Raw genomic sequence first — 12,839 nt, 5'->3', positions numbered from 1 at the left:
CCCGGGAGAGACGCTCCGCGTCAAGGCGATCTCGACTCCGGTCGAGCCGTGACCAATCTCAGCGGCCGCACCCCTTCACGTCAGCGGCCGCAACTACTCATACCCGTGTGCGTACAGGTCGCGCAGCGACGCGATCTCAGTTCCGTGGGGCATCACCTCGCGATGGATATGAAGGACGACCGTCGTCAGCGGTCGGTCGGTGAACGGGCTCGCGCTCGGTCCGAGCAGGCGGCCGAGCTCGGCCGTCGTTGCCGCACGCATGCCGGGTGACGAGTTGTCGTAGGCCCGGTCGATGTGGTCCAGTGCGGCCGCGGCGGTGCCGGCGTAGACGTAGTCGTCGTAGTCGATCGACGGCCCGCCGAAATACATTTCCGTGCGCTTGGCCAGGACGTGGCCGGTGAGGTGCGCCAGCCGCCAGGCGATCGGGGGCCACAGCAACGTGTCTCATGGTCTTGTCTCTTTGCTGGTGTGTGCCTCGACGTGGTTCAGGTATGTCTCCATGGCGTGCGGGGCGCTTCGGAGAGATACCTGTCCGCCGTCGCGTGACCCACCTTCTGCTGCCTGCCTTGTGGCGTCTGCGGAGGCCGGGGTCGGAGCCGACTTGCTCGTCGGGGTGGTGGGGGAAAGGATCGACGAGCCGTGTCGGCCCGAGCGGCCGTCGACGTACGAGAAGCAGAAGGTGGGGCGGGATGAGCGAGCAGGGCCGGCGGCGGCGTCACCGTACGGTGGACCGGGTCGTGTGGATCCTGGAGGCCGCCGCGCGGGCGCCGGGCGGGGTGACCGTGGCCGAGTTGGCGCGGACGGTCGAGGCGCCGGCGAGTTCGGTGCAGGATCTGGTCAACGGCCTTGTTGCGACCGGCTTTCTGCTGGAACAGCACCGGCGTTTCAGGCTCGGGCCCGCCCCGCACGTCCTCAACCTCATCGCCGGCCGGGTCGTCCCGCGGATCAGTCAGGCCGAACTCGACGAACTGAGCCGTGTCGCGGGTACTCCGGTGCTGCTGACGGTGCGGGTCGGGCTCGACGCCGTGTACCTCGCGCGCGGCGGCGAGGACGAGATTCCCCGCCTCGTGCCGCTCGCTGACCAGCACATGGCCCGGCCGTTGCTGCGTACCGCCGCGGGCCGTCTGCTGCTGGCCTTCACCGATGAGGCGGAGCGTCGTGGGCTGCTCGACGAGCTTTCCCGCAACGACCCCGAGGCGGTCGCCGAGTTCCGCTGCGCTCTTCCGGCGATCCGCGCGTCGCGGATCAGTCGCAGCGAGGGTCTGGCCGACCCCGAGGTCAGTGCACTCGCGATCCCCGTCACTGACGGCGGCGTCGTCACGGGAGCCCTCGCGCTGATGCGCCGGCGCCGCGGCCGCTCGGAGCGGCTGAGGCTGGACCGTGCGGCGGCCCGGCTGCTCGCGCACATCCAGGAGAAGCAGACGTGACGTTCGCATCAACTCACGGATATCCGTGGATGCGGGCGTTCGTGCAGTGCTGGGAACGAGCATCCCGGCATGACTTCGAACACGCTCACCACGACCGAGCCGACGCCGCTGATGCCCACCGGCGAGATCGTCTCCCGGCTGCTGCACACCCTCGGCGACCCCGATCCGGCCCGGGGAGCCGAGGACATCACCGTCGTCGGGGCCGACCCCCTGGTGCCCTCGGTGCACCGCCTCGCCGATGCCATGTCCGCCGCGATCGGTGTCTTCGGACGGCAGACGGCGGCGCTCGGCGAACAGCGCGGCCACCGGCACCAGAAGGTGGAGGTACAGGCCGGAGCCGCGATCGACCAGCTCATGGCGACGTATCACACCACGCTGTCGGGACGCCCGATCGGTGTCCTGCTCGACGATCCGACGCTGCTCGGCAACAACGACTTCTACCGGGCGCGCGACGGCCGGTGGATCTTCATCATCACCACCTATCCGCATCTGCGGGACGCGGTCCACTCCGTGCTGAGGTGCGGGTCCGACAAGGTCGGGATCGCGCAGGCCGCGGCCGACTGGGACGCCTTCGCACTGGAGGAGGCCATTGGCGCACGGGGCGGCGTCGCCTGCGCGGTGCGCAGCCGTGACGAGTGGCTCGCGCACCCCGCGGGGCGGTATGTCGCGCGGCGCCCGGTCGTCGAGATCGAACGCGTCGGTGACGGACCGGTCCGGCCTCTGGAACCGATCGGTGAGGACGATGAGGCACTCGCGGGCGTACGGGTGCTCGATCTCACCCATGTCATCGCGGGTCCCGTATCGACGCGGCTCCTCGCCCAGTTCGGCGCCGACGTGCTGCACCTGACGCGCCCCGACCGCCCCGACCCGATCCCGATGATCGCCATGACCGGTGGCGGCAAGCGCAACGCCTACTGCGACCTGCGCGACGCCCATGATCGTGCGGCCTTCCACGACGCGCTCCAGGACGCGGACGTCTTCGTGCACGCCTACCGGGGACTTGCCCGGCAGGGGGCGTCGACCGAGGAACTCGTCCGGCGCCGCCCCGGACTCATCACCCTCGAATACCACGCCTGGGGCGCCGAAGGGCCCTGGGGCGAACGCGGCGGGTTCGACCAACTCGCCTGCTCGGCAACTGGATTCGCCGTCGAGGAGTGGACCGACCGGCCGTCGCTGCCGCCGACGTACCTGCTCAATGACTACCTCGCCGCCTACCTCGGGGCCGCCGCCGTGGCAACGGTCCTGCGCCGACGTGCGGCGGAGGGCGGCTCCTGGCGGATCCGCGTGACCTTGGCCGGGGTGTGCCACTGGGTGCAGGAACTCGGACTGCTGGCGAGGGAGGACGTACTCGATCTGCCCCGGCCGGGGCGCACGCCGCTCGCCGCGCTCTCGACCACCGCGACCGACTTCGGCCCGATCACCGAACCGGCGACACCGTTCACGTACAGCGGGCGCACGGTCCCCCAACCCGGCCGGCGTTCCCCGCTCGGGTCCGCTGCGCTCCAGTGGCGCTGAGCCATTCTACGAGTGGCGCTAGGCCACTCCCACAGCACCTTCCAGGCCGTCGGCGGTGAGGATCCGAAGCGACGACAACGGCAGCGACCAGCACCGTGGAGACCACCACCCGGATCGGTACTTCCGGCACCGCCGCTGGCGCGAGGGCGGGGGCTGTTCCGCGTGCGCGAGGGTGCGCAGAGACAGGGCGAGAGAGGCGGCCGCCACAGGCGTTCGCCTTCCGCCACCACGGTCGCGCCGCCGGCTCCGGCATCGTGACGCAACTCCCGCACTGAGCCTGACGGGCGGAGCGGCAGCCGGATCGCCGTAGCCGGCAACCGTGCCGTGAAACGCGACAGCCCGCTCCGTGGGACGTGGCCAGGGTGCCGGCGTCAGCTGTCGTGTCCGGCGGTTCGGCGCCGCTCGGCGCGGTGGGCGAGCGCATCGAGGATGCGTTGCCAGGCCGGTGATGCCTCGGAGATCCGGGAAGAGACCAGCTCCCGGGACCCTGCCCGGTGGCTGTCTCGTTCGTGTGTGATCTGCCAGGCGTCCAGGTCGTCGATGAGCCGCTCCAGGCGTGGATCGTGCGGATCCCAGTCGACTGCCTCATCACAGGCGAGGTACAGGCGCGTCGTCTCGGGGTCGTCGAAGGCGGCGTTCTTCTCCCGTATCCGCCGCGGCATGGTGTGCGGGTCCAGTGCCTGCATCAGGATCCACGAGTCGCGCTCAAGCCGTACCCTCAGTTCGCTGACCCCGTAACCGCGCATCCGGTCCAGGATGGCGACCACCTCGGAGGGCAGGAAAAGCCTTTCGCCGGCGGCCAGTTCGGCGATCCTGCGGCGGTACTCGGTGAGCTGGTCGATCTTGCGCTGCAATGCGGCGTCGATGTCGGTGACGGCCGCGTCGAATTCGGCCGGCTGGGCATGCAGCAGCGCGTCGATACGGGCCAGCGGCACCCCCGCATCGGCGAGGGTCCTGATCCGGATGAGATCGACCGCCGCCTGCGCGCTGTAGCGGCGGTAGCCGGAGGCATCGCGCTCGGGCTCGGGCAACAGGCCGACGTGGTGGTAGTGGCGAACGGTGCGCACGGTCACGCCGGCGGTTGCCGCGAGCTGGCCGATCGTGAGCACCGTCCTCCTCGGGTCCTCGTGGAACGTGGTCCGGCCGAGTCTAATCAGGGGCGGGCCCGGGCGACGACGTCGCGGATCGCCTGGACCACGGCATCGGGGCGGTCGAAGCAGAGCCGGTGGTGGCTGGTGTCGGAGACGATGCGTTGTTCCCCGTGCGAGACCGCGCTCACCAGGGCCGCGTCCATTCTCGTGTGACCCTCGTGCATCTCCTGCAGCGTCCGCTCCGACGTCAGCACCTGCTGCGCGGGGTCGGTGCCGACCACGGTGAGCGCAATCACCGGGACGTCGGGCATGTTCGGCCCGGCCCGCAGTTCGGTGGCGAGTTCGGCCAGCTTGGTGCGCTCGGCGATGCCGATGTGGGTCCAGGCGTCACTCACCTTGGCGTCGACCAGCGCTTGCCGCAGGTGCTCCGGGTAGTCCGCGAGCAACTCCGCGAACATCTCGCGCAGGGCCGGACGCAGCTGTTCCAACTGCTCCCGACCAGGCGCCATCTGCTCGACCGCGGCCAGCCGCGCCGCGGGCGGCATGAAGTCGTCCCAGTCGCGGTGGAAGGCGTCCAACCAGACCAGCCCGGCCACGTCCTGCGGGTACAGCTGCGCGAACCGGTGCGCGTAGAAACCGCCGAGGGAGTGCGGCACCAGCACGTAAGGGCCGGCGATGTGCTCGGCGTGCAGCAGGTCGTGCAGTTCCGCGGCGACCGCGGCGGCGGTGCGCGGCAGCGGGAGGGGATCGCTGTAGCCCGTGCCGCCGCGGTCGTACACTACGGCGGTGGTGAACTGCGAAACCTGCTGCTGGACACCGAAATAGTCCAGGCCGACCGCGCTGGCGCCGGGCAGGAACACCACGGCCGGTCCGCCGCTGCCCGACCGCTGCACGAAGACGCGGCGGCCGTCGATCTCCTGGAACCCTCCGATCGGCGGGGCGGGCCGAACCGAGGAAGTGCTGTTGTTCGTCATGCGACCAGGTTCCAACCCTGACGCACGGTCAAGGTCAACTCCTTCTGCTGCGGTTGTCGCCCATTGGCTGACGTCCTTTGGCTGCCGTCCCCTGGCTGTTGTCCGCCGACTGGCGTCCCTTGGCTGGTGTCTCTTGGCTGTCCTCTCTTGGCTGGTGTGCGTCGTGGGTGGACGCGCGGTCGATCAGTAGACGTCGCGGACGTAGCGTTTGTCGGCGGCGAGGCGCCTGACGTAGGCGGTGGCCTCGTCGGCGTCCATGCCGCCGTGCGTGGTGGCGATCTCCTTGAGTGCCTGGTGCACGTCCTTGGCCATGCGGCCGGCGTCGCCACAGACAGCGAAGTGGGCGCCGTCCTGGAGCCACTGCCACAGGCGGGCACCGTTCTCGCGCATCCGGTCCTGGACGTAGATCTTGTTGCGCTGGTCGCGGGAGAAGGCGAGGTCGAGGCGGTCGAGGTGGCCGGATGCCTGGAACCCCGCCAGCTCCTCGCGGTAGTAGAAGTCGGTGGCCTGGCGCTGTTCGCCGAAGAAGAGCCAGTTGGGGCCGGTGTGACCGCGGGCCCGGCGGTCTTCGAGGAAGCCGACGAAGGGGGCCACGCCGGTTCCCGGGCCGACCATGACCATGGGGGCGGCGGGGTCGGCGGGCGGACGGAAATGCGGTGAGCGCTGCACGAAGACCCGCACCGGGCCGTCGTCCGCACAGTCCGCCAGATAGGTCGAGCAGGTGCCCTTGCGGTCCCGGCCGAGGTCGTTGGTGTAGCGGACGACGGAGACGGTGAGCCGCACCTCGCTGGGGTGGGCCAGGGGACTGGAGGAGACGGAGTACAGGCGGGGTTGCAGACGCTTGAGTACGGCGGACCATTCCGGGGCGGACGCGCGGACGGGGAACGCGCCGATGACATCGGCTGCCTGACGACCCCAACTCCACCTTGCCAGGGCGTCCTTGTTGTCGGGCCGCAGCAGCCGCTTCAGGTCCTGGCTGCCGGTGCGCTCCACCACGAACTTGAGCAGGTCGGTGGTGATGCGGGTGATGTCCAGTCGGGTGCGCAGGGCCTCCTCGAAGGGGAGGCGCGCACCGTCGCCGAGCTCGACGGGCTCGTCGGGGTCCGCTCCGGTCAGGGCGAGCCATTCGGCGACGAGGCCGGCACCGTTGACCGGCCACACGCCGAGGGCGTCACCGGCGGCGTAGGCGAGTTCGTGGTCACGGGTGTCGAAGGCGAACCGCCGTACCTCCTTCTGGGAGCCGGGCAGGCTCAACAGCCGGTTGCCGATGAGGAGGGTGCTGAACGGTGATGCCTTGGTGTAGCCGACGGGTTCCGGAGCGGGCGGTGCGGTGGCGGCGGTGGGTGTGGTCGTGGGCGCCGCGGTGACGGCAGGGCCGGGAGCGGGCGCCGCGAGCCCGCCCGCGGCCGTGGAGTGACTGTCGTCGGGGGTGGCCAGGGCGGTGACCACCTGTCCGAGCCACTGCTCGGCGGTCTCCTCGAAGTCGGGCTCGCAGTCGGTACGGCCGACGAGGCGGGTGGCCCCGAGCGCGTCGAGCCGTTCGTCGAGCCGGCGGCCGTGGCCGCAGAAGTCGTCGTAGGTGGAGTCGCCCAGGGCGAGCACCGCGTACCGGATGCCCTCCAGCGGGCCGATGGTGGGGGCGGAGAGCGCCTGCCAGAAGTCGGCACCGTTGTCGGGGGCGTCGCCGTCGCCGAAGGTGCTGGTGATGAGCAACAGGTCGGTGTCGGGGACGAGTTGAGCGGGCGCCATGTCCGTCATGGGCAGCAGCTCTGGGGTGCGGCCCGCCGCCGTGAGGTGGGCCGCGGCGGTGGTGGCGAACTCCTCGGCGTTGCCGGTCTGCGAAGCCCACAGGATGACCAGGCGCCGGGTCGGTACGGCGGCGTCGGCTGCCGATGACGTGGTCCGCGCGGGCCCGAGTTCGGACTCGCGGGTGGCGGGTGCCTGGGCTACGGGCACCGCGGAGCGGGAGAACATGCCGGCGAGGGCGCCGCCGACCCAGAGCGCGGAACCGGGGGAGAGGGGCGCGTCGGACGGCAGCACGGGGACGTCCCCGTCGGGCGGGTTCAGGGCGAGGCCGGCGAGATAGCCGGAGAGGTAGCGGCGCTCCGGCTCGACCAGTGGTGCGGGGGTCAGGTCGGTGATGCCGAACATCCCGGCGAGCGCGTGGACGGCGGCGTTCGACCGGGCTGTCGCGCCACCCTGGTCGGGGACGGGGTGCACGGGCTCGTCTTCGTGCGCGGCGGCGGCCGGCGTGGCCTCGGGGCGGGTGCCCGGGCGGGCCCGCGGGACGGGCGCTGCCGTCTTGGTGAGAGTGACGGCGCAGACTTTGAACTCGGGTTGGAAGGAGATCGGGTCGATGGCGTCGTTGGTGACGGCGTTGATGCTGAGGTACTCGCCGAACAGGTCGTTCCAGTGGAAGGGGGCGAAGCACGTACCGGGTCGCACCCGGTCGGTGACCACGGCGGGAAGCACGGCACGCCCACGGCGGGAGGCGATCTCCACACGGTCGCCCGCCGCGATCCCGAGCGCCCCGGCGTCCTCGGGGTGGACCTCCACGAACGGGCCGGAGTCGAGCTTGGTGAGCTTGGCGACCTTGCCGGTCTTCGTCATGGTGTGCCACTGGTGCTGCAGGCGGCCCGTGGTGAGCATGAACGGGTAGTCGTCATCGGGGAGTTCGGCCGCAGGCAGATGCGGCCGGGCGTAGAACCGGGCGCGTCCGCTCGCGGTGGGGAAGGCCAGCCGGGGGAGCGTGCCGTCCTCGCGTTCCACCAGTGTCTGGCTGACGCCGTCGTTGAGGTAGCGGATCGGGTTGCGGTCCGGGCCGTCCGTGGTCGGCGCCGGCCACTGGACCGGTGTGGTGCGCAGCCGCTCGTAGGTCACCCCGCGCAGGTCCCAGCCGGTCGTGGGATTCCACGCCTGCTTGAGTTCCTCGAACACCTCCTCGGCGGAGGCGTGGCCGAAGCCCTCGCCGAAGCCCATCTCGCGGGCCACCCTGGCGATCAGCTGCCAGTCGGGCAGTGCCTGTCCGGGCGGGTCGACGACGCCTGGCACCAGGGTGAGGTTCCGCTCGGAGTTGACCATGACGCCGTCGGACTCCGCCCACAGCGTCGCGGGCAGGACGACGTCGGCGTACGCGTTGGTCTCGGTCTCGGCGAAGACGTCCTGCGTGATGACGAGTTCGGCGGCCTCCAGACCGGCGATGACGGTCTTGCGGTTGGCGACCGAGGCGACCGGATTGGTGCAGATGATCCAACATGCCTTGATGGCGCCGGCGGCCAGTTCCTGGAACATCTCGACGGTGCCGCGCCCGACGTCGGTACGCAGTGAGCCCTCGGGTATCTGCCACAGGCGCTCGACGAAGGCCCGCTCGGAGTCGACCAGCACGGACCGCTGACCAGGCAGCCCGGGCCCCATGTACCCCATCTCCCGGCCGCCCATCGCGTTGGGTTGGCCGGTCAGCGAGAACGGTCCCGATCCCGGACGGCAGATGGCGCCGGTCGCCAGGTGCAGGTTGACCAGGGCGTTGGTGTTCCAGGTGCCGTGGATGGACTGGTTCAGGCCCATGGTCCAGCAGCTCATCCAGTCACCTGCCTCGCCGATCCACTGCGCGGCCCGGCGGATGTCGTTCTCGGCGAGGCCGGTGAGCTCCGCGACCCGCTCGGGCGGGTAGTCCGCGAGGAAGGCGGGTATCTCCTCCCAGCCCTCGGTGAACTCGGCGATGAACTGCTCGTCGGTGTGGCCGTTCGCCACCAACAGGTGCAACAGGCCGTTCAGCAGGGCGAGGTCGGTGCCCGGCCTGATCTGCAGGAAGAGGTCGGCCTTCTCGGCGGTGGCGTTGCGGCGCGGGTCGACGACGATCAATCTGGCGCCTGCCTTGACCCGGTCCATCATGCGCAGGAAGAGGATCGGGTGGCAGTCGGCCATGTTCGCGCCGATGACGAAGAACACGTCCGCGCGATCGAAGTCCTGATAGGAGCCGGGCGGGCCGTCCGCGCCCAGCGACAGCTTGTATCCGGACCCTGCCGAGGCCATGCACAGCCGCGAGTTCGACTCGATCTGGTTGGTGCGCACGAAGCCCTTGGCCAGCTTGTTCGCCAGATACTGCGCCTCCAGGGACATCTGCCCGGACACATAGAAGGACAACGCGTCCGGCCCGTGCTCGTCCAGGATCGCCCGCAGCCGCCCGGCCACCGACGCGATGGCGTCGTCCACTTCCGTCTCGACGGGCTGGGCGCCGCGCTCGGCACGCACCAGCGCCTTCGTCATGCGCCCCGGCGCGGCCATCATGTCCGCGCTGGTCGCCCCCTTCGTGCACAGGCGGCCGGAGTTGGTGGGATGTGCCCTGTCCCCGGACGCCTTGGCCACCCGGCGCCGGCCGTCGGCGGGGTCCCGCACCACGTCCAGGACGATCCCGCAGCCGACCCCGCAGTACGAGCAGACCGTGCGGACACTGCCGTCCTTCGAGCCAGATGCCACCGAAACCCCACTCCGCGGTGCGTGTGCCTTCCCCAGCCAGGACCGCCCCACCGGCGGCGGGCACGACCTACGACCAGCACCGTAGGGAGGGCGAATTTCCGGCCCGTCACATGACTGGAGCGCCCGAGGTTACGCCTCCCGCACACGCCGCAACCGCACGATGTGAGGCATGGGGTCCCGTTCACGCCGGCGCCCCGCACCGGCACATGCCTGTGCGGCGCCAGACGCGACAGCACCTCCCACGCCTTGACGCCTCCACGCTTCGCGCCACCGCGCCACGGTGCTCGATCACGACGAGCCGGGCCGCCCAACCGCCACGAGCACGACGCGTCCTAGCCCGTCTCGGACTCTTGGAACTCCACCACGGCCCCGCCGTGCTCGTGGGCCCACTGAGTCAGCACGGCGATCGGCTGCACCAGGGTCCGGCCCAAGTCCGTCAGCACGTACTCGACCTTCCCGGCCTCGGCACGGCGGTCGACGAGGCCGTAACCCTGCAACCGCCGCAGCGTCTGAGTCAGCACCTTCCGGGAGATCCCGCCGATCAGATCGACCAACTCGCCGTGCCGGCACGGTTCCCGACTCAATGCGAACAACACGACCACCGCCCACTTGTCGGCGATGATCTCGATCGCCAACCGAGCCGGGCAGTCAGCGAGGAAGACACTGCCGGAGTACTCATGCACGCCCCGATGCTAGCCCGCTGCCAGGTACCTGAAGGTACCTACCGCCTCATTAGCGTCCCCAGCGGAAGCTACCGAATCAGGGGAAACGCATGAGTACAGAGATCGACTGGCCGGGCGGGAAGAAGGTCGCCGCGCTGGTCACAGTTGCGTTGGAACTGTGGTCACCAGGGCACGGTCCCGCCTACGCGCCGATGGCCGCGGCGTGGCCGCTGTCCGGCGTCGACGACACGCACAGCGCATCCTGGGTCGACTACGGCGTCACCACCGGCATCTGGCGGCTGCTCGACACCCTCGGTGACCTGCCCGCCACCGTCGGCGTCAACGGCCTCGTCGCCGAGCGGTACCCCGACACGGTGGCGGCCGTGCACCAGGCGGGGCACGAGATCGCCGGGCACTCCTGGACTTAAGGACGTCGTACCCGCGCTGCTCGACGTGGACACCGAGCGGGACAACATCCGCCGCTGCACCGACGTAATCGAGCGAGTCACCGGCGTTCGCCCACCGGGTGGACGAGCCCGCGCGCCACCGGCTCGAAGCACACCTGCGATCTCCTCACCCAGGCCGGCTACCGCTGGACCGGCGACCACAACGACCACGACCTTCCGCAGGTCCTGCCCACCGCCCACGGCCCCCTGGTCTCCCTCATGCACAGCGACCACTCCGACGTCCGCAGCGCCGCGGCAGGCCCGTACGCCTACCGCGACCTGCACCGTGTGCTGCTGGACCACCTGCGCGCCGCCCCCGGCCCAGGCGTCTTCCACTTGACCGTCCACGCCCACGTCGGACACGTCCTTACCTACCAGGGAGTTACGCGATGACCCACGTCCTCGTCGTGGGCGGCACCGGAGCCATGGGCAGCCACGTGATCCAGCACCTGCTCGCCACCACCGACGCCACCATCACCGTCCCCACCCGACACCCGGAGTCCGCTCATGCCACCGAACTCGCCGCCACCGCGCCCCACCGCCTGCGACTGGTCCGCTTAGACCCAGCGGCCTTCGACGCCCTGATGGGGCAGGCCGACCGCGTGTTCGCCAACACCGACTTCTTCGCGACGGGCAGCGCCGTGGGTGAGTATCGGCAGGGCCTGGAGCTGCTGACCGCCGCGGAGCGGCCGCTACCTTCACCCAGGTCACGGGCACCCCCAGCGGCTACCTCCCGATGTCGCACGACGAACTGCACGCCGCCGTACCTGACTTCGGCCACGACTACGCAGCGATGTTCCGGTTCTTCGCCGACCGTGATCTCTACCGCCGAGACCGGGACATCACCCTTCTCCGACGCCTCCACCCCGACTTGATGACCTTCGACGACTGGCTGCACCACACCGGATGGACGGGATGACCACCCACGTCCGCGCTCGTCGCTCCAACCGGCGCCGTCCCTCTCCTGCGTGACGCCGATCCTCGCTCGCCGGCTTCGTGCCGTATACGTCGCCACCGTTCCACGGACCGCCTGCCTGCCCGCGTGTGTGGACGGGCAGGCAGGCCGACACGCAGGCTTCAGGCGCGAGGCGGGCGGACCTCGATCACGGTGGCCGTGCCGACCGCAGGCCGGCCCTCGTGCATGGTCATCACGTCACCGGGGTTCAGTTGCCGCCACTGCTCGGGGCTCAGGGGAGCGAGCCGGACGTCGGCGGTCTCGCCGGGACCGAGTTCTTGGACGCACTCCACCCAAAGACGTGCGATGCGCACCTCTCGTTGTCCGTCTGCGGCGCGGCCACCGATGTCCCACAGGGGTCTGAGCTGACCATCTCCCGAGAAGGCACTCCGGCGTGCGCCCTCGTCGGCCCCCAACAGGGTCAGCCTCGCGCGGACGGTGCCGGAGTGGCCGAACGGCGTGGTGACTCATCGGCGGAGCGGCTGCGCGAGGCGCGGTGCCGACACCGCCCCGGGTCGGCGGTCCGGCCGGCGGACGAGACCGTGAACGCCGACAGTCAGCGCCCACACCAGGAGGGGGAAGACCGCGACGCGCTCCATGCCTCCCATACCGAGGCCGAGGTAGCGTTCGGTCAGGAACAGCCCGAAGGCCGCGATCGCTGCGCCGCCCAGCAGGCCGGTACCCCAGCGCAGTGGGCCCGCAAGGCGATCCGTCAGGCTGAACGCGGCCAGCAGGAGCCCGATGTTGCCCGTCCCCATGATGAGCAGGGCGCCCAGGACGTGCTGGTTCTCGTTGACGTCAGCGGGGGCCAGCCCGACCAACACGAATCCCACGCCGGCGCCGGCCAGCAACAGCCGGGACCCGGCCGCGAGCGGTCCCCTGCGCCACACCACGCCACCGGCCAGGGCGACGCCGACGACGAGCAGCACTCCCAGGGCGATGAACGAGGCGTTCATCAGGCCGTGTTCGGGAGAGCAGATGTAGCGCGGCTCGGGATCCGGCTGCAGTGCACAGAGCGCGTTGCCCAAGTCGCTGATGTTGTTCCGTGCCCAGCTGTACGGTCTCGCCCAGGCCGACTCGACCACGACGTGAGCGGTGAAGAACTGCCCCACCCCCACGATCCAGGCGCAGTACCCGATCCGACTCTTCACCTGTCCACCTTCCGTCACACGAATCCCGTGCGGCCAGCGCATCATGCTGCGCTGGTCTCCGGCACTCCGACAGGCCCCCTGGAACGGGGTGGGGAAGTCCCTACCTCGGCTGTGGCGCCGCGGAGGGCAATGCGTCGGTAGT

General features: G+C 70.5%; 12 protein-coding genes. 5 read left to right on the top strand and 7 right to left on the bottom strand.

The window, feature by feature from the left end:
* Positions 1–93: 93 nt before the first annotated feature.
* Positions 94–438, bottom strand: a complete 345-nt coding sequence (locus JNO44_RS34605) for a hypothetical protein (RefSeq protein WP_205367908.1) — start codon at positions 436–438, stop codon at positions 94–96.
* Between the two features lie 251 nt (positions 439–689).
* Between JNO44_RS34605 and JNO44_RS34600 the strand changes: the two genes are divergently transcribed.
* A complete protein-coding gene (locus tag JNO44_RS34600; protein WP_205367906.1) occupies positions 690–1,427 on the top strand; it encodes a helix-turn-helix domain-containing protein in 738 nt (245 codons plus the stop codon).
* A 69-nt stretch (positions 1,428–1,496) separates the two neighbouring features.
* Positions 1,497–2,942, top strand: coding sequence for a CoA transferase (locus JNO44_RS34595; protein WP_205367904.1), 1,446 nt, complete (start codon positions 1,497–1,499; stop codon positions 2,940–2,942).
* Positions 2,943–3,313: 371 nt separating this feature from the next.
* On the opposite strand, the gene JNO44_RS34590 is transcribed toward JNO44_RS34595, so the two are convergent.
* The 4 genes from JNO44_RS34590 to JNO44_RS34575 form a co-directional block, all read right to left on the bottom strand.
* A complete protein-coding gene (locus JNO44_RS34590) occupies positions 3,314–4,051 on the bottom strand; it encodes a MerR family transcriptional regulator (protein WP_205367902.1) in 738 nt (245 codons plus the stop codon).
* Positions 4,052–4,095: 44 nt separating this feature from the next.
* Positions 4,096–5,007, bottom strand: coding sequence for an alpha/beta fold hydrolase (locus tag JNO44_RS34585; RefSeq protein WP_205367900.1), 912 nt, complete (start codon positions 5,005–5,007; stop codon positions 4,096–4,098).
* Between the two features lie 183 nt (positions 5,008–5,190).
* Positions 5,191–9,483 (bottom strand): bifunctional nitrate reductase/sulfite reductase flavoprotein subunit alpha, encoded by a 4,293-nt coding sequence (locus JNO44_RS34580; RefSeq protein ID WP_205367898.1) that lies wholly within the window; start codon positions 9,481–9,483, stop codon positions 5,191–5,193.
* A 332-nt stretch (positions 9,484–9,815) separates the two neighbouring features.
* Positions 9,816–10,166 carry a winged helix-turn-helix transcriptional regulator gene (locus JNO44_RS34575; RefSeq protein ID WP_205367896.1) on the bottom strand — a complete coding sequence of 117 codons (351 nt, stop codon included), beginning with the start codon at positions 10,164–10,166 and terminating at the stop codon, positions 9,816–9,818.
* An 89-nt stretch (positions 10,167–10,255) separates the two neighbouring features.
* Here JNO44_RS34575 and JNO44_RS43975 point away from each other — a divergent pair, with 89 nt between their 5' ends.
* The 3 genes from JNO44_RS43975 to JNO44_RS34565 all read left to right on the top strand — a co-directional run bounded on the left by JNO44_RS43975 (position 10,256) and on the right by JNO44_RS34565 (position 11,466).
* Positions 10,256–10,573 carry a polysaccharide deacetylase family protein gene (locus JNO44_RS43975; protein WP_240167793.1) on the top strand — a complete coding sequence of 106 codons (318 nt, stop codon included), beginning with the start codon at positions 10,256–10,258 and terminating at the stop codon, positions 10,571–10,573.
* A gap of 237 nt (positions 10,574–10,810) precedes the next feature.
* Positions 10,811–10,984 carry a hypothetical protein gene (locus tag JNO44_RS43970; RefSeq protein WP_240167792.1) on the top strand — a complete coding sequence of 58 codons (174 nt, stop codon included), beginning with the start codon at positions 10,811–10,813 and terminating at the stop codon, positions 10,982–10,984.
* Entirely contained in the window at positions 10,981–11,466 is a 486-nt protein-coding gene (locus JNO44_RS34565; protein WP_240167791.1) for an NmrA family NAD(P)-binding protein, read from the top strand. The genes JNO44_RS43970 and JNO44_RS34565 overlap by 4 nt, the downstream gene beginning before the upstream one ends.
* Positions 11,467–11,668: 202 nt before the next feature.
* Here the strand turns inward: JNO44_RS34565 and JNO44_RS34560 are convergent, their stop codons facing one another.
* Together JNO44_RS34560 and JNO44_RS34555 are read right to left on the bottom strand one after the other, a co-directional pair.
* The gene (locus tag JNO44_RS34560; protein WP_205367895.1) at positions 11,669–11,860 is read right to left on the bottom strand and encodes a hypothetical protein; all 192 of its coding nucleotides are present in this window, start codon (positions 11,858–11,860) and stop codon (positions 11,669–11,671) included.
* 153 nt (positions 11,861–12,013) lie between these two features.
* Positions 12,014–12,697 carry a DUF998 domain-containing protein gene (locus JNO44_RS34555; RefSeq protein ID WP_205367894.1) on the bottom strand — a complete coding sequence of 228 codons (684 nt, stop codon included), beginning with the start codon at positions 12,695–12,697 and terminating at the stop codon, positions 12,014–12,016.
* Positions 12,698–12,839: the final 142 nt, after the last annotated feature.

It is taken from the genome of Streptomyces noursei, from assembly GCF_016917755.1.
In the GTDB taxonomy this organism is placed as follows: Bacteria; Actinomycetota; Actinomycetes; order Streptomycetales; family Streptomycetaceae; genus Streptomyces; species Streptomyces yunnanensis.
The sequence above is the reverse complement of the archived record's forward strand: the minus strand, read 5'-3'. Positions and strand labels throughout refer to the sequence as shown.